14 protein-coding genes, 1 pseudogene and 1 riboswitch are annotated in these 17,400 nt (G+C 53.4%); of the genes and pseudogenes, 10 read left to right on the top strand and 5 right to left on the bottom strand.

Annotated elements, in window-relative coordinates:
• Positions 1-153 precede the first annotated feature (153 nt).
• Positions 154-984, top strand: coding sequence for a signal peptidase I (gene lepB / locus K4305_RS03750; RefSeq protein ID WP_331561014.1), 831 nt, complete (start codon positions 154-156; stop codon positions 982-984).
• Here lepB and K4305_RS03745 read toward each other — a convergent pair.
• Positions 978-1,391 (bottom strand): hypothetical protein, encoded by a 414-nt coding sequence (locus K4305_RS03745; RefSeq protein ID WP_331561013.1) that lies wholly within the window; start codon positions 1,389-1,391, stop codon positions 978-980. The two genes, lepB and K4305_RS03745, sit on opposite strands and share 7 nt — an antisense overlap.
• A 102-nt stretch (positions 1,392-1,493) precedes the next feature.
• Here K4305_RS03745 and trpE point away from each other — a divergent pair, with 102 nt between their 5' ends.
• From trpE to tpiA, 5 genes are all read left to right on the top strand, one after another.
• Complete coding sequence (gene trpE, locus K4305_RS03740; RefSeq protein ID WP_331561012.1) at positions 1,494-2,984, top strand: anthranilate synthase component I; 1,491 nt, start codon at positions 1,494-1,496, stop codon at positions 2,982-2,984.
• A gap of 31 nt (positions 2,985-3,015) precedes the next feature.
• A complete protein-coding gene (locus K4305_RS03735) occupies positions 3,016-4,533 on the top strand; it encodes a DegQ family serine endoprotease (protein WP_331561011.1) in 1,518 nt (505 codons plus the stop codon).
• A gap of 155 nt (positions 4,534-4,688) precedes the next feature.
• On the top strand, positions 4,689-5,168 hold the full coding sequence (gene greA / locus K4305_RS03730) for a transcription elongation factor GreA (protein WP_331561010.1): 480 nt from the start codon (positions 4,689-4,691) through the stop codon (positions 5,166-5,168).
• A gap of 157 nt (positions 5,169-5,325) precedes the next feature.
• On the top strand, positions 5,326-5,550 hold the full coding sequence (locus tag K4305_RS03725) for a hypothetical protein (protein WP_331561009.1): 225 nt from the start codon (positions 5,326-5,328) through the stop codon (positions 5,548-5,550).
• Between the two features lie 6 nt (positions 5,551-5,556).
• Positions 5,557-6,312, top strand: coding sequence for a triose-phosphate isomerase (gene tpiA, locus K4305_RS03720; protein WP_331561008.1), 756 nt, complete (start codon positions 5,557-5,559; stop codon positions 6,310-6,312).
• A gap of 120 nt (positions 6,313-6,432) precedes the next feature.
• On the opposite strand, the gene thiC is transcribed toward tpiA, so the two are convergent.
• Positions 6,433-8,121, bottom strand: a complete 1,689-nt coding sequence (thiC, locus tag K4305_RS03715) for a phosphomethylpyrimidine synthase ThiC (protein ID WP_331561054.1) — start codon at positions 8,119-8,121, stop codon at positions 6,433-6,435.
• A gap of 70 nt (positions 8,122-8,191) precedes the next feature.
• A riboswitch (TPP riboswitch) is annotated at positions 8,192-8,313 on the bottom strand.
• Between the two features lie 133 nt (positions 8,314-8,446).
• On the opposite strand from thiC, the gene K4305_RS03710 reads away from it, so the two are divergent.
• Both K4305_RS03710 and K4305_RS03705 read left to right on the top strand, forming a co-directional pair.
• A complete protein-coding gene (locus K4305_RS03710; protein WP_331561007.1) occupies positions 8,447-9,796 on the top strand; it encodes a BCD family MFS transporter in 1,350 nt (449 codons plus the stop codon).
• A gap of 2 nt (positions 9,797-9,798) precedes the next feature.
• Positions 9,799-10,782, top strand: coding sequence for a radical SAM protein (locus K4305_RS03705; RefSeq protein WP_331561005.1), 984 nt, complete (start codon positions 9,799-9,801; stop codon positions 10,780-10,782).
• A 49-nt stretch (positions 10,783-10,831) separates the two neighbouring features.
• Here the strand turns inward: K4305_RS03705 and K4305_RS03700 are convergent, their stop codons facing one another.
• Together K4305_RS03700 and K4305_RS03695 are read right to left on the bottom strand one after the other, a co-directional pair.
• On the bottom strand, positions 10,832-13,849 hold the full coding sequence (locus K4305_RS03700) for a S8 family serine peptidase (RefSeq protein ID WP_331561003.1): 3,018 nt from the start codon (positions 13,847-13,849) through the stop codon (positions 10,832-10,834).
• A gap of 39 nt (positions 13,850-13,888) precedes the next feature.
• A complete protein-coding gene (locus K4305_RS03695) occupies positions 13,889-14,329 on the bottom strand; it encodes a hypothetical protein (RefSeq protein ID WP_331561002.1) in 441 nt (146 codons plus the stop codon).
• 62 nt (positions 14,330-14,391) lie between these two features.
• Between K4305_RS03695 and K4305_RS03690 the strand changes: the two genes are divergently transcribed.
• Complete coding sequence (locus K4305_RS03690; RefSeq protein WP_331561001.1) at positions 14,392-14,598, top strand: hypothetical protein; 207 nt, start codon at positions 14,392-14,394, stop codon at positions 14,596-14,598.
• A gap of 6 nt (positions 14,599-14,604) precedes the next feature.
• Here K4305_RS03690 and K4305_RS03685 read toward each other — a convergent pair whose 3' ends face one another.
• Entirely contained in the window at positions 14,605-15,033 is a 429-nt protein-coding gene (locus K4305_RS03685) for a 6-pyruvoyl trahydropterin synthase family protein (protein WP_331561000.1), read from the bottom strand.
• Positions 15,034-15,634: 601 nt separating this feature from the next.
• Here K4305_RS03685 and K4305_RS03680 point away from each other — a divergent pair.
• A pseudogene (locus tag K4305_RS03680) lies at positions 15,635-17,400 on the top strand (hypothetical protein); the annotation flags it as partial.

Raw genomic sequence — 17,400 nt, 5'->3', positions numbered from 1 at the left:
GGGATTGAGTGCTGAGTGCTCAGTGATGGGAGGCAGGAGATGGGGTGCTTTTATTTTTCTGTTCGCGATTTTACAATATATCGTGCATGAATCGCATGAAAAAATCGTCCAACAACCGTGTTTGTATAATTCACTATTTAAACTGTCGATACCGTGAGCGCTGAACAGCAGAAACCGGTTAAGAAGCATACGAAAGAGTGGTTTGACGCGCTCATTATAGCTGCGATTATTGCCACTGTGCTGAGAATTTTTGTCGTCGAATCGTACAGGATTCCAACAGGTTCCATGGAAAATACGCTGCTTGCGGGCGATTTTCTTTTTGTGAACAAATATGTCTATGGCGCCAAGGTGCCTTTTACCGATTACAGGCTTCCTGGTGTCGACAAGGTGGAACGGGGGGACGTTATCGTGTTCAAGTTTCCGAAAGACAGGTCGCTGAACTATATAAAGCGTTGCGTTGCCGTGAGCGGCGATACCATTGAAATACGGGATCAGCAGGTGTACGTGAACGGTAATGCGGTCCATCTGCCTGAACATGGACAGTTTATGGGGCAGAAAATGCCGCCGGGAGCTGCGGATTTCCAGATTTTTCCGAGGTTCTCGACTTTCAACAAGGATAATTACGGCCCATTGCGTATTCCTCGTAAAGGCGACGTGATCGATCTGAACGAAAAAACTTACCAGCTCTACAGTTCGCTTGTTGCCGACGAAGGGCATGATATATCGCTTATCGATGGCCGCGTCTATGTTGACGGTGTTCTTTCCACTGCCTATACCGTAGAGGATGATTATTATTTTGCCATGGGGGACAATCGCGATAACAGTCTTGACAGTCGTTACTGGGGGTTTCTGCCAGGGCGTGATATCCTGGGTGAGGCGATGATGGTTTACTGGTCGTGGGATCCGAACCGTTCGCTCCTTTTCGATCCTGCAGGAAAACTTACGTCGATCAGATGGGGCAGGGCCGGCATGGTGGTTCACTGAGCTTTCGGTTCGTGCTTTCTGATTTTTTCACTGGCTATCGATGCGGACTGTCTGAGTATGGCGTTGCTGAAGAGCGTTTTTTGAAGATCCGGCATATCGAACGACAGTTCTTCGAGGTTTGTCTGAAGTCGCTGGTTTTCAGGGCAGCCGGAAGTCGGAATGATTTCGATTTTCCGGATTGTGATGGCGTCCAGACCTAACGAGGGGCTTACGGCTCCTATGGTGATACGGTGTGTCCCGCCCCGATAGCGTTGCTGTATCTGTTCTTTGAATGTTCCGTTCAGGCGAACGGATATGGCGCCGTAGAGGGCGAGATATGCAGAGAGATAAAGGATGCCGGGTGAAAGAAGCAGCGCCTTGATCCATGAGGATGGAGTTATGGTATGTTGGTGTGATCTGAGGGTCATGGTCAAGGGTCGATGGCTTAAGCGCTTGTGGCACCGGGTCTGCATCGCTTGTCCATGATACGATTTTTTTTTAATGCTTTTTATAAATCGGTTCTCTTTTTTATGTCAGTACAATACCGGGTTCCTTCGTTCGTTCTCAAACCCGTTATACGGGAAGTCCATGCCGATACGGAGACGCCGGTTTCGGTTTATCTGAAACTTCAGCGCTCTTTGTCGTGTCTCCTTGAATCGGTTGAAGGAGAGGAGCGTCTGGCACGTTTTTCTTATATCGCGATCGATCCGGTGGCCGTTCTTCGGGGAACCGTAGGAAAGGAGCCCGTGCTCGATGTGCTCGATGACCGTTTCCGTTCCCTCCAGTCAGTCGTTGCAGGGGAAGCCTCGCTTCGGGCTGTTATCGACCGGGTTCTTCAGGAGTTCGATACGATCGAGCTTCCCGGCAGGAAAAACGGTTCGCCGCGCATGATCACCTCAGGCGTTTTCGGTTACTTCAGTTACGATGCCATGCATCTTGTCGAAAAAATTCCCGAGCCGGCACTTCCCGATCCTGCCGGCATGGATGATATCGTGCTGCTTTTCTGCGACACGCTTGTGGTTTTCGACAATATCATGCGAAAGGTATTCATAGCAACCAATTATCTCGATGAAAGCGACAGGGGGCTGGCCGAAGCGAGGCTCGATGCCATAGAGGAAGAGATGCTGCGCCCGCTTCAGCGCGACGAGGTGGTCATGAAGCCCGAATTGTCGGCTGCGGTTGTATCGAATACTTCAAGGGAGGCATATCTTGCGAAAGTGGAAAAAGCCAAGGAGTACATTCTTGCAGGCGATATTTTTCAGGTGCAGATTTCGCAGCGTCTGCGCCGTCCCCTCACCACGAGGCCGTTCGACGTTTACCGGATGCTGAGGACGGTCAATCCTTCGCCGTATCTCTATTATTTCGATCTTGGGGAGGCGAAGATCGTGGGGTCGTCTCCCGAGCTTCTTGTGAAGGTGCAGCGCGATGCCGAGGGGCGCCGCATCGTCGATACCCGCCCGATTGCGGGTACGAGAAAGCGGGGCAATACTTATGAGGAGGATGCGCGCATTGCCGAAGAGTTGCTTGCTGACGAGAAAGAGTGCGCCGAGCATCTTATGCTGATCGACCTCAGCCGGAACGATATCGGAAGGATTGCCAAGGTCGGTACGGTGGAGACGAACGAGATGATGATCATCGAAAAATATTCTCATGTCATGCACATCGTCAGCAATGTACGCGGAGAGCTGCGCGACGATCTCGGCACTATGGAGGCCTTCTGGTCGTGTTTCCCTGCCGGAACGCTTACCGGTGCGCCGAAAGTGCGGGCAATGGAGATTATTTACGAGCTGGAAGAGGAAAAACGGGGGATTTACGGCGGTGCGGTGGGCTACCTTGATTTCAAGGGAAATCTTACGACGGCAATAACCATCCGCACCATGGTTGTCAGGGATGGTACCATCTATTTTCAGGCGGCAGGAGGAATTGTCGCCGATTCGAAGCCTGAGAGCGAATATGAAGAGACCATGAACAAAATGCGGGCGGGCCTTACCGCAGTCGAAAACATCGAGGCTTTACTGTAACGATACCTCATAGCAAAAACCCGAATTTACCATGAAAAAGAAACGAATCAGTATGAAATCCCTCCTGCTTGTGCTTGTCGGCATAGTTGTCGGGGGTCTTGTTTTTGCCAATATGGAGTTTACTTTTCCCGGCACGAACGTTCCTCTCGCCTTGAGCAACAAGCCCAATTACGCCACGGCCAAAAATAATTTCGAGAACTATCCTATCCAGACGCTCAGGGATTTCAACGAGGCGTTTGTGAGGATAGCCGAGTCCGCGACTCCTTCGGTGGTGACGATTTTTACCGAGAAGACCGTCAATCGCAGGAGCATCAGCCCGTTCGAGTTTTTCGGGCGCAGCCCTTTCGAGGAGTTTTTCGGTACGCCGAGAGGCGGCAGCTCCAACGAGCGCAAGGAGGTGCGGCGGGGACTCGGTTCCGGGGTGATCGTCTCTTCCGATGGATATATTCTCACAAATAACCATGTTATCGATAAGGCTGATGCCGTTTACGTACGTACTTCGGATAACAGGAAGCTCGATGCCAAAGTCATCGGCACAGACCCGAAGACCGATCTTGCCGTGATCAAGGTGAACGCAAAAGGGCTCAAGCCGATCATGATAGGCGACAGCGACCGGCTAAGGGTGGGCGAGTGGGTCATCGCGATCGGCAGCCCCCTCGGGGAGAGCCTTGCGCGTACCGTTACCCAGGGTATCGTGAGCGCCATCGGCCGTTCCAATGTCGGGCTTGCAGATTATGAGGATTTCATCCAGACCGATGCGGCCATCAATCCGGGCAACTCTGGCGGACCGCTCGTGAACATAAATGGCGAACTGGTCGGCATCAATACGGCCATTGCAAGCCGTACCGGTGGTTTCGAGGGGATAGGGTTCGCCGTGCCGTCCAACATGGCACAGAAAGTGCTCACCTCGCTCATCACAACAGGCAAGGTTACCCGCGGGTATCTTGGCGTGAGCATTCAGGATATCGACGAGAATATTGCCAGGGGGCTGCAGCTTCAGGCCGGACAGGGTGTTCTGGTCGGTACGGTCGTCGAGGGCAGTCCTGCTGCGAAAGCCGGTATCAGGACAGGGGACGTGATTGTGGATTTCAATGACAGGAAATCGACGTCGAGCGTCGAACTTCGCAATGAGATTGCAGTTCTCTCGCCCGGTTCTGTCGTCAAGATCAGAATTCTTCGCGACGGCGAGATCAGGGTATTCAATGTCAGGCTCGAAGAGCAGCCGGCACAGGTCGCTGCTGCGGCATCTTCAAGTCAGGAGAGTACCGACGAGCTTGGATTCAGGTCGCAGGAGATGACGCCGCAGCTTGCCCGACAGTTCCAGGTAAAGCCTGAATCAGGAAAGGTGATCGTCACGGCGGTCGATCAGTCGAGCAACGCTTTTCGGGCCGGACTGCGTACCGGAGACGTGATCGTCTCCGTGAACAGGCAGGCGATGACTTCTTATGCCCAGTATCTGGCCATCATGCGGAAGATCAAGAGCGGTGATCTGGTGTTTCTCCTGATCGACCGGCGCGGCAGCAAGGTCTATTTCGCATTCAATGCATAAAAGTTTCTTGTCCTGAATCATTTTGAGTTGTACATTGAGAGGAAGTAAAGTCAGCCCAGGGCCGCTGGCTTTACTTTTTTTGTTGTCGTTTATCATGCACGTTCCGCCTGAACCGATGATGGTCGATTTCCGCTAACTTTTTAGAAGCATGTATCATGAGTGACAGAATTTACCTGACCAGAGATGGATACAACAGGCTCAAGGATGAGCTTTATGTGTTGGTTCATCAAACCAGAAAGGAGGTTCTGGAGAAAATAGCCGAAGCACGTTCTCATGGTGACCTGAGTGAAAACGCAGAGTACGATGCGGCAAGAGAGGAGCAGTCACAGACCGAGGCACGGATCGCGGACCTTGAAAACAAGCTTTCGACTGCAACCATTCTCGATCCGAAGCAGATCAAGACCGACAAGGTGTATATCCTGACTTCGGTCAGACTCAGAAACCTTCAGGCTGAAGACGAGGTGATCGAATACACTCTTGTATCGTCTGAAGAGGCGGATTCCGATCTCGGCAAGATATCAGTCCGTTCTCCGGTCGGCCGTTCGCTGATCGGCAAAACCGTGGGCGAAAAAGTGCAGATAACGGTTCCTAAAGGCCAACTGCATTACGAGATCCTCGATATTTTCGTGAAGTGATCTTCTTTTTTTCGTCGCACATGTCATAGAAGTCATAGAATTTTACCCTGCATTTCCTTAACGGAGTGCAGGGTATTTTGCATTACGAGTAAATGGCGCGGTAAAAGCCGGCCTTTTATTATATTCAGGAGCTTGTTCAACAAACCATCGCTTACTTATGGGTAAACGTCAGATCATCTACCGTTCCGCCGAGATCGGGGGAAACCAGTCGCTCGTGAACCGCGAAGTCAATCTCGTCACCAGGGAACAGCGTGTGTGGCATGGAGTAGTCACCTCGGTCGGCAGCAGCGAGATCGAACTCAGGGATGCCCGAAAAGGCAGACATACTTTCATTATCTCAGAGATCGACAGGATCTTCGATGAGGTAAAAACTGATTATTAAAATACTATGAAACGCAGAAACATTGTTGCCGGCAACTGGAAGATGAACCTTACCGTTGCGGAGTCGAAGGAGCTTGCCTCAGCGGTTCTTGCCGAAATCGGCGAGGGATTTTCAGGATGCGAGGTGGGGGTGGCTCCGACGTTCGTTGCCCTGTCCGAAACGGGTAAGGTTATCGAATCGGGGTCCCTCTTTCTTGCTGCGCAGAACTGCCATTTCGAAAATGACGGCGCGTATACCGGCGAGATTTCTGCAAGGATGCTGCTTGCCGCAGGGTGCAGTTACGTAATCATAGGCCATTCGGAGCGTCGGCAGTTTTTCGGTGAAACCGATGTGATAGTTAATCGTAAGGTCAGGAAAGCGCTTCAGGAAGGGCTCAACGTCATTCTCTGCGTTGGCGAAACGCTGGAGGAAAGAGAGGGAGGCATTACCGGCGACGTGGTGACCCGGCAGGTAAAGGGCGGACTTGATGGTATTGCCGGGATCGGTGAGCTGGTGATTGCATACGAACCGGTATGGGCTATCGGCACCGGCAAGACCGCAACGTCGGAGCAGGCGCAGGAGGTGCATGCCCTTATACGCAGGACGGTCGCCGAACTTTACGGAACCGAAGCTGCAGACTGCTTGAGGATTCAGTACGGAGGAAGCGTCAAGCCTTCCAACGCTGCTGAGCTGTTTGCCATGCCGGATATAGACGGCGGCCTCATCGGCGGCGCAAGCCTTAATGCGGCCGATTTTGCGGCTATCGTTCGGGCAGCCTGCTGAAATTGATTATACAGCGATCAATCAAAAAGGTGCCCCGCGAGGGCACCTTTTTCGTTTCAGCGGCTCTTTTCAGGGACAACAGGGACAGTTATCAGATCTGACCACTGCGGGTACCTGTTTTCACTTTGCCTGCGAGCGTTTCATGGAGCAGAAATCGGGGCCGCACATGGTGCAGAAGTCCGGGTTCTTGTCCGTGCGGCCGCTGGCGGCCATGCTTTCGGAGTGCAGTTCTCTTGCTTTTACCGGGTCGATCGAGAGGTTGAACTGGTCTTCCCAGGCAAATGAGTAGCGTGCGCGGCTCATCAGCTCGTCCCTGAGCCATGCTGCCGGGCTGCCTTTGGCTATGTCGGCGGCGTGAGCGGCAACCCTGTGCGCCACAACCCCGTCGCGAACGTCATTTCGGTCCGGCAGTCCGAGGTGCTCCTTTGGCGTGACGTAGCAGAGCATCGAACACCCGAGCGCTGCGATGAGCGTGCCGCCGATGGCCGAGTTGATGTGGTCGTAACCTGCAGCTATGTCAGTGGCAAGCGGGCCGAGCGTATAGAAGGGGGCTTCGTGGCACCATTCGAGCTGTTTTCGCATGTTCTCTTCCACGAGGTTGAGGGGTACATGGCCGGGTCCCTCGATCATGACCTGCACATCTCGTTCCCAGGCCCGCAGAGTCAACTCGCCGAGTATCTTCAGTTCGCCGAACTGCGCTTCGTCGTTCGCGTCGGCGATGCAGCCGGGTCGCAGTGCGTCGCCGAGAGAAATGGCGATGTCGAAGCTTCTCATGATATCGCAGATCTCGTCGAAATGCGTGAACAGAAAGTTTTCCCTGTTGTGTGTCCTGCACCATCGGGCCATGATAGAACCTCCTCGTGAGACGATGCCGGTAATGCGCCGATCGGCATGGGGCAGATGTTCCTGCAGAATTCCTGCATGGATGGTGAAGTAGTCCACTCCCTGCATGGCCTGTTCGACGAGCGTGTCGCGGAAGAGTTCCCAGGTTAGATTCTCTGCCACGCCCCCGGCTTTTTCAAGCGCATGGTACATGGGCACGGTGCCTATGGGTACCGGAGAGTTGCGCAGGATCCATTCGCGTGTCTGGTTGATGTTGGCTCCCGTGCTGAGGTCCATGACGGTATCCGCCCCCCAGCGGCAGGCCCAGACCGCCTTTTCAACTTCCTCCTCGATGGAGGAGCCGAGAGCCGAGTTGCCGATGTTGGCGTTGATTTTTACCCTGAAGTTTTTTCCGATGATCATCGGCTCCAGTTCCGGGTGGTTTATGTTTGCGGGAATGATGGCTCGTCCTGCCGCAACTTCATCGCGCACGAATTCCGGGGTCAGTGGCCTGAATGTTTTTCCCCCTACGGAAAATTTTGTGATCCACTCTTCGAGCGACTGGTTTTCGCGGATCGCGACATATTCCATTTCCGGCGTTATGATCCCCTTGCGTGCATAGGCGAGCTGGGTTATGGATTCGCCTTTTTTTGCCTGCAGCGGGGTTCTTCTGTTCGTGCGCGACAAGTCGCTGCCGGCCGAAGGAGAGGGCTCTTTTTTGTCAGTATCAAAATTCCAGCTGTCCCGTACCTGTTTGATGCCCTGTTTCGGGTCGATGCCGACCGCAGGATCCGAATAGGGACCGCTTGTGTCGTAAAGCGGAATGGAAGAGAACCCCATGCCCCGGCAGGTGTAGGTTTTTGAGAGCGTAACGTTTCTCATGCCGACCTCTATCGGGTGGATCGTGCCTTTTATGTGGATTTTTTCCGATGCGTTTCCGTACATGCGGTGTTCGGGGCAGAAAATGTTTTCCGAAGGGATAGTCATGGCAACAGGTATAACGGGAGAGGATGGAAGCGATACTGCCCGGAAGGGAAAGAGAAGCGTGAGACCGAAGAGGGAGTGCTTCATCTTTTCTTGCGGCAGCATTACCTGCATCAAGTTTAAAGGGTTTGATCTCAGCCGCTTTCCGGTGTTTTTATTCTGTTCCGGAACAAGGCAGCACCCCCAAGATGATCGTTTTGTCATTCAGAATAAATAAAAACCTTTTGATTTACAAGAGGTGTCACTGGAACATTGCTTGTGCGGCACTGGAATTTATGTAAATTGTGGGCTTCACGACGATTTGACAAGCCATATCCGATTGCTTTCTATGAAGACGTTGAATCTGATCCGCCTTTCAATGTTCCAGATGGGTTTCGGCATCATGCTCGGTTTTCTGCATGATACGCTCAACCGGGTGATGACCACGGATCTCGGGATCTCTTCGACTATCGTATTCGGTCTTATAAGTCTCAAGGAACTGCTGGCCATATTCGGCGTCAAGGTATGGGCCGGAAATATGTCCGATCGGTCTCAAATTTTCGGTCTTAAGCGTACCCCCTATGTTCTGCTCGGCCTTCTGAGCTGCGCGGTTTCGTTCATGTTCTCGCCGGCGGCGGCCTATGAGGTGAGCATTGCGGGAAAGACATTTTCCGATACGCTGTTGTCCATCGTTACCGATGTCGGACTCCTGAAACTGGCGGTTATTTTTCTTGTTTTCGGTTTTGGCCTGCAGGTCGCCACGACGGCTTATTATGCGCTGATAGCCGATACAGTGGGCGAGGAGCATATCGGCAAGGTGACCGGAGCGAGCTGGACCCTGATGGTACTTACCACGATCGTCGCGAGCAGAATAGTCGGTTCCTATCTTGACGTTTACACACCCGAACGGCTTATTTTCGTGGCAGAGGTAGGTGGTCTTGTTGCGCTCTGTATCGGTCTTTTTGCTGTTTTTGGCATCGAGAAACGCAACAGTGAGGTGAAACCGGGTGCGGAAAAGCATTCCATGACGTTTATTCAGTCGATCAGGCTTCTTTCTTCTTCGCCGAAAACGTTGCTGTTCGCATTCTATGTTTTTGTCTCCATTTTCGCGCTGTTTGCAAACGAAATTGTCATGGAGCCTTTTGGCGGCGATGTTTTCGGTATGCCTGTCGGTACCACGACGAAGCTGTTCCGGCCGACCATGGGAGGGACACAGCTTGTTTTTATGCTGATTGTCGGTTTCCTGCTCAACAGGATCGGCCAGAAGCGAGGCGCTCTCATCGGCAATATTTTTGGTATCGCAGGTTTCGGTATGCTGATAGCCGCAGGTTTTCTTCGCGACGAGCAGTTTCTGCGAATCGCTCTCGTCGTTACCGGGGTTGGGCTTGGCGCTGCCAGCGTCTCGAACATTTCAATGATGATGACTATGACAGCGGGACGAAGTGGTATCTATATAGGCCTTTGGGGTACGGCGCAGAGCCTTGCGATTTTCGTCGGTCATTTCGGTGCCGGCATTGTCCGTGATGTCGTCTATTTGCTCTCGGGAGCATATGTCTGGGCTTATGCGGCAATATTTTTTATGGAAATCGTGGCTTTCAGTGTTGCGATTCTGCTTCTCCCCCATATTTCAAAAGAAGCGTTTGAAAAGGAGAGCAAGACGAAGATTTCTGAAATTTTAGCGCGCGGGGATTCTGTATAGAGATGCCATTCGACCAGAAAAGGGAACAGCCCGGAAGCCGGCATGTCTACGGGCCGGTCTCTTCAAGAAGGCTGGGTCAGTCGCTCGGGGTGGACCTGGTGCCGATGAAGAGCTGTACCTGGAACTGTATTTACTGCCAGCTGGGTCGTACGAAACATTATGTGACCGAACGGCGGGAGTTTTTTCCGCTTGAGGAGATCGTTGCGGAGATTCTTGCCGTTCTGAAGTCAGGTGTGCCTGTCGACTGGATCACGTTGGTGGGATCGGGCGAGACCATGCTCTACAAGGGAGTCGGCGCTCTGATAGCCGATATTAAAAAGCATACTGACATTCCTGTGGCCGTCATCACCAACGGGTCGCTCTTTCATCTTCGTGAGGTTCGCGAAGAGCTTCTGGGTGCCGATGCCGTGCTGCCCTCTTTCAATGCCGGTTCGCCCGCCTTGTTCGAGCTGATCGACCGTCCGGCGCCGGGGTTCACCTACGAGCGGCATCTCGACGGTCTGGTTCAGTTCGGAAAGGAGTATAAGGGGAAGTTGTGGGTCGAGGTCATGCTGATCAAGGGGCTCAATGATACGGACGAAGCTCTTTGCGACATCGCGGAGGCGTTGCGGCTTGTTGATCCCGATATGGTGCATCTGGTGCTGCCGACCCGTCCGGCTACCGAAGAGCAGGTGGCGGTGCCGGACAGGGATAGTGTCGAGCGTGCTTTCGAGGTGCTTTCTTCCGTCGCTACAGTGATGCATCCGGTCAAGGGCAGGATGGCGCTTGAAGGGGCCGAAGACCTGCTTGCAGCAGTATCGGCAATCGTCTCCCGCCACCCGCTTCAGGAGCGGGAACTGCTTGACGCTCTGTTTTCGCGTTTTTCCGGAGACCGTTGCGCTGCCTCCGGGGCGCTCGCCGAATTGTATGCCAGCGGCAGGTTCGACAGGCATATGCAGGCAGGAGAGGTATACTGGATATCCCGTCAGCAGGGGCTTCGGTCGTGAACTCCGAAGGGCACGGCGACGCTTCCGGCCGTGCCCCCATGATCGATGCTTACAGTACGAAATCGTTTGCCGTGAGCGTACTGACGCCGAGTACCATGATGTCGAAATCGGCTATGCGGTCGCCGTTCACGTCGCCGGAAACGATAGCGTGGCCGCCTTCGGCCGTAATGCAGAGCTGTCCTCGTACTCCGGTGAATGCGCTGACGATAGCCGAGCTGAACGCCTGATCCCGCCACCGGTATATGTCCGCATCGATGCCTGAGAGGTCGATCTTGTCGCCCTGTGAGAAATCCGAAATGATATCCCGTCCGTTTCCCTTTCCTGCCTCGGCGACCGTTCTGAAAATGAACCTGTCGTCGCCGCCGCTGCCGATGAGGATGTCCCTGCCGGTTCCTCCTGTGAGTTTGTCGTTTCCGGTTCCCCCTGTGAGTATGTTGTCAAGGCTGTTGCCCGTTCCGGTAAACGATCCGGTTCCGGTATACTCGAGGTTTTCGATATGTGAGCCAAGCGTCCATGAGGAGAGCGTCGAGAGAACGGTGTCGATGCCTTCGCCTGAGTTTTCATAGGTACGGTCTCCGGTGTTGTCGACAATGTAGATATCGTTTCCCTGTCCGCCGTACATTGAGTCGCTGCCCTTGCCTCCGTCGAGCAGGTCGTCGCCGTCCATGCCGTAGAGCTTGTCGTTTCCGCCAAGTCCTTCAATTCGATCATCTGCCGCTGTGCCCCGCAGCGTTTCGCTGCTGCCTGTTCCGGTTATGAGGTTGACGGAGGAGATTGTCGAGAAGTTCAGTTGTGCCGGATCGTTCAGGCCGGCAAAGCTGTTTCCGTAAAGATCGGTTATGGCGTTTTCTTCGATGATAACGTAATACGAACTGCTTTTTCCGAAGTCTGCCGAAGGATCGATCGTTACCGTATTGCCGGAAAATCGTACCTGCGAGGTATCGGATGCCTGCAAGACGCTCCATTGGGTTCCTGCAGCGCTTTGGATTATTATGCGGCCGGTTCCTGCCCTGACTTCTTCATCGAAGGTCAGGGTAATTGCGGCATCGGTCGCAACAGCTGTGGCGTTGTCCGCAGGGGTCGTGCCGGTAAGAGAAGGTGGGCGGGTGTCGGAGGGAATCCATCCTGCTGACGGATCATCTATGGTGACGTCGTCGAAACGGATCAGTTCCATTCCGATTAGGGTGTCCGTTCCGAATTTTCCGGAGCGGCTCGCTACGGTGGTGACGCCATCGAGGGATGTTACCTCGTAATCGTCGCGTTTTCCGACGAATACTGCAGTGTCGAGGCCGCTTCCTCCTTCGAGCCTGTCGTTGCCCCGCATTCCGGAAAGGATGTTGTCGAGTCCGTTGCCGATGATAAGATCGTTTCCGTCACCGCCGACAGCATGTTCGATCTCCGATCCCTGGGCGATCTCGATAAAAATACTGCCATCGATAAGCGATGATGCCCCGGCATTGAGGTTGATCGTCAGATTTCGGTACATTGCGGCGCAATTTATCCAGTCGTTGCCGTCGTCGGTATCCGAAAGGGTTTTGCGTTGGGACTGACCGCTGGTCGAGAGCACCTGAAGGATTTCGTCGGTATAGTGATAGACGTCGTCGGCCGTTGCCGCCGAACCGTATCCGGTGAAAGAAAGGGAGTGAAGGGTTCCGAAGTCTCCGCGGCTGGCATCCTCTATCTGCAGCGTCCAGGTTCCCTTGCTCGATTCGCCCTGCAGACCGTCGATGCCGAAGGCGTATGTCAGTCCGTAATCGGATGTCGAGGCGTTTCCCGAAGAGCCGTTGTAAAGCGACATGCTTGTGCCCTCAGGCGAGATGAGCCATATCCTCAGGTCGGGATAATAGCTGTGCGTCAGCGATACCGTCAGATCGATATGCTCAAGATCGATTTCCTGGTTGACCTGGAAGGAGTATGATAGTGTCGAGAGATCGTTGATCGTCCATCCGATCGATACGGTTCCGGTTGTCGCTGCGGCTTCATTCGATGAGACGGCGGCGTCAGGGTAGAACAGCTGCCATGCTTCCGCCATACGGACGGCGTTGAATGCGCTGACCACGCCATAGCCGTAGTCTTCGCTGTAGTGCAGACCGCCGCCGTTCCAGTCGGCTGCGCCGTTCCATTTCCATGCATGGTTTTCGTTTGTCTTTACGCCCGTGTAGAGGCTTCCCGTTCCCGTTGCGGAGTAACTCAGGATTTTCCGGATATCACGCCATCCGAGATCGGGATCAGCTTCGAGCATCAATGCCGCGACGCCGGCTGTAATGGGAGAAGATGCCGAGGTTCCGCCGAACTGGTTGGTATAGTCTCCGTTCAGCAATCCGTCATAGCCAGTGTCAAGGCCGGGAAGGTCTGTCGTTACCGATCCTGCAGGCGCAGAAAGCAGGATATGCGATCCGTATGATGAATAGGATGCGGCCTGACCCGAGCTGTCTACGGCTGCGACAGTAAACGTGAAGCGGGATGCGTCGAGGGAGTCGCCGTTTCCGTCGATGTTGCTGTTGCCTGCTGATTTGAAGTTGACGGTTCCAAGTCCGTTGCGGCCGTTTATCGCCGATGCCTGGAATTTTGCTATGTCACCGCGGATATCGTAATCCGGGGAACTGCCGTAGCTGTGGTTGGTTATATCGAATGACGAAAGAGCGTTGAGTGTAAGGATATAGCGCGACCAGTTGCTGTTGATGTCGTCCGCTCCGCCGAATATCCTGACGCTGGTCAGCGTGGAATCGAAAGCGACACCAACGCCGCCCGTGCCGTTATCGTCCGCAGCTATGAGTCCGGCTACTGCCGTACCGTGTCCGTTTGCGGTTCCTGAGGGCAGACCGTCGTTGAGGGTTCCTCCTACGGTAACGTGGTTGCCGGGATCATAGTTATCCGCAAGGTCCCAGTGGGAGCTCTCGACGCCGTCGTCCCATATTCCGACCTTCACACCGCTGCCTGTATAGTCGGCCCAGATCCGTTCAATGCCCGATGTGTTTCCGGGAGTCGTGAACCCGAGCCTGCCGATCATAGAAAAATGCCACTGGCTTGCCAGCAGCGGATCTCCCGGTCTGTACGTATCTGCCATAGCTGAGTCCTCCGGTATTTTGGTTGCGGCACAAATTGCTCACCTTTCCCGCTTCCCGGAATCGTTTGCGCTTTCAACTTTTTCGACGCTGAAAGCCCGTTCTCCCTGCTGGCATGAAGAAAACCTGACAAATCTGCCCGTGAGGTCGAGCCATGTTCCGCTCGGGTATTCGTTTTTTCTGATACCCATCAGCGGAAAACGGTCTCCGTTTTCGGTGGTCAGCAATGGACAGACGATTCCTCCATCAGTCACTATGCCATGAATCCTGATTTGTTCTGCTGCAGCGTTTTTTTCTGCCATGACGATGTCCGGAACTGTGTTTGCGAGAAGGAACGGCAGCAGGATCATGCGTTTTACCGGAAGCAGCCATGCATGCCTGTTCGTGTCGCGCTCAGCCCCGCCGGACGGACGTGGTTTTCCGGTCGACAGATCCTTATCCGGATGTCTCGCAATGGCGTGATACAATAAGGGGGTACACATACGATACTCCTTTTCCCTTATACGGCAGTTTGCGAATGTGCTGAAGGCAATCCAAAACTGATATGGCCGGCCGAACCATCAGAAGAAAAGACCGGGCAAACGCTTTGGGGTTGATGCCGACGGCTATGTACTGCAAAAAAACAACAATCAGGTATTTAGGGGGTTCGATTGGAATGGAAACAGGAATGGTTATCCTTTCCTTCAATCCACAAAGAAATTTACCGTTTTTATCCGAATTGCGAAAAAGTATTTGTTTTCAAGGTGATTGACAACGTTCATTTTCCGTTGAAGGTCGCCCAGTTGTTCGGCGTTTCATACCAGGTCACCTCCTTCAGCAGCACTCCGGCCGGCAGTTTGTGATGAATCTGGTCGAAAGCCCATTTTGCGAGGCATTCGGCGGTAGGAGGTTCGTCGGTTATCAGTACCCGTGTATTGCGCTTCATGATAAATTCCAGATCTTCATGGTCTTCCTTCCAGACGGCAAAGCCATGATCAAGAACGTCGTGAATGTGGCGGATCATGATATCTTTCAGGAATTTGAAGTCCATCACCATGCCTTCTTCGCCGTCTCCTTCTTTCTGTATTACCGGGCCTTCGACGGTTGCGACAACGACGCCGCGATGCCCGTGAAGCTGATTGCAGAATGAAAAGCTGTTCGGAAGCGTGTGGCCGTAATCGATCTCGATTTTACGTGATATGCGCATTGTCTGTTCTGTCTGTTTCCTGGTTCGATTCAGCCCAGTGTACGTAAAATTTGCCTTTTTTCGATGCGAATCGGGGTTCTTCCTGGTGTGACGTACTAAAATGTGTTATGTGGTGTATATAAGTGTCTGTTAGTTGCGTAGTATAAGCGTCTCGTGATTGTATCAGATTGATACGATTGAGATGCGTATTGTTTTATTATGAGACATTTTTTCCATTGCGCCGATTACGAAAGAACGGCATATCCTGAGGTTTAGCTTGTCCGGCTATTCCTATAAACACGATAGTATCGTCATAGTACTGCAAGCTGCCGCAGTATTTCTGGCATGATTCTTGTTGCTTTGCTTTTTAACGTCGATCTGATGATCGTGTTTTTTGGCATTTCAGCGGATTCTTCTGAGGGCGGTTATTGCAGCGCGGGTCATTGCGACCGCTGCTCCTATCCTGCCTTCCCTCATAATTCCCCCACTGAAGGATCGAACGGTTTCTTCAGCGCCCCCTCTTCAAGATCCTCCTGATTTCATTCCGCCAGATTTCAACGCGTGCAGGTTGTTGTTTGTCGGTATACACTATTATTACTTATTTATATCCTTTTATACGATTATGCATACCCAGGGGAATTCACCAGTCGCATCCGTTGCGTCCATCGACGGTAAAGTTTTCGTACAGCAGGAAGACGGTTCCCGGCGCCTTCTCAAACGAGGGGATAAAGTCTATGAAGGCGATATCGTAATCGCTGAAAATGGTTCGAAGGCGGTACTCAGGGCCGAAAACGGATCGATCAGGAACGTAGAGGGCAATCAGTCCATCAGGCTTTCGGCAGCACAGTTTTCCGATGACAACCGGCTCGATGTATTCGGTGAAGAGACCTCTGGTTCTGACAGGAAAGATAGCGGAAAAACAGTACAGGGAGACGACCAGCATCACGGATTTGTGCGGGTCGAAAGAATCGACGAAACGCTGGGCGAAACCCCTTACCGGTTTACGTCACTAACCGGCGGGTACGATCCTTCGCTCGAAGGTCGTAACTCACAGCTCGACGCCTTCCTTGATGGCCGCGCGACGCATGATCCCCGCATTGTTATGGGATTCAGCCCTATCGAGCCTCTGGAGCGCGAAGAGGCGAAGAGAATCTACCCCGAATTCATTTCCGATAAACGTATCCGAAATACCGTTCCCAAAATCGGCGTGCCTGAAGACCGGGAGGTCCGCGAAGAACACGTTGAGACTTCCGGTTCAACCGGCACGGATCCCGATCAGGAGCTTGTACAGGTTACAGGTTCTCTCGGCGTCGTCTATGCCGGGGAATCTCTCGATACCACTTTTTTTGAAACCGCTTCGCTTCCGGTTCTCTATTCTGACGGACAGCAGCTTGTTTATGAGATCAGCAACGACGGCCATACACTTGTAGCCTCCACCGATAAAGGCGCCACGATTTTTACCGTTGATATTCTCAACCCGAACGACCGGAACGGAGGCCAGTCCTACAGGTTCGAACTCTTCGACCAGCTTGACCACGATCCATTGCAAGGCGAAGGGGTGACTATTCCGATCGAATTCAGCTTTTTGGTTAAAGATCAGAGCGGTGATACCCTTACGGGTACGTTCACCGTTACTGTTTATGATGACACTCCGATTGTCACAGAGAGCGATGTATCCGGCAAGGTCTGGGAAGATGCGCTTTCAACGTCTGCAGGAGAGCTTTCGGACGGCAATCCCGACGGCGACGAGGGCGAATCTTCGACTGCTGCGAGCATTGGACGAGGCGGATCGGGCGAACCGCTCACGACGCTTGTAACAGTTGGCGCCGACGATCCTCCGACGTTCGGGTTTTCCTCGACCGAAAGCAGCGAAATAGCCGCGGTGCTTGGTGAGCTGAAGTCAGCCGATCAGGATCTGAGTTATCGGGTTACCGATATGCTCGCGCTGGACGGCGTGACGGTTATCGGGCAGAGGCTTGCCGGGTATGTTGCAGGTACTCCCGAACGCGAGGTCTTTACGCTTGACGTCTACAAGAACGGCGAATGGGATTTCCATCTCAACGACCAGCTCGACCATTCTGACGCATCGGGTGACGATGGTTTGCTGACGATCGATTTCACCGGTATCCTGCAAGCGACCGACGCGGACGGCGACACGGTGGCGTTCGAGCAGGAGAGGCAGTTTTTCATTGATGTCGAGAACGACATCCCGTCGCAGACGACCGGCATAGCGCAGGGTTACGTGGAAGAAGAAGCGCTGAGCGGCGGCAACCAGGACACGTCGGACATCACCGGCATCGATGGCGACAGTGCCTACAACACGAACAACGCGGTATGGCAGGGCACGCTGAGCGGTCTGTTCAGCGCGGGCGCCGACCAGCCGGGCAG

The organism is Chlorobium sp., assembly GCF_036528655.1.
Taxonomy (GTDB): domain Bacteria; phylum Bacteroidota; class Chlorobiia; order Chlorobiales; family Chlorobiaceae; genus Chlorobium.
The sequence above is the reverse complement of the archived record's forward strand: the minus strand, read 5'-3'. Positions and strand labels throughout refer to the sequence as shown.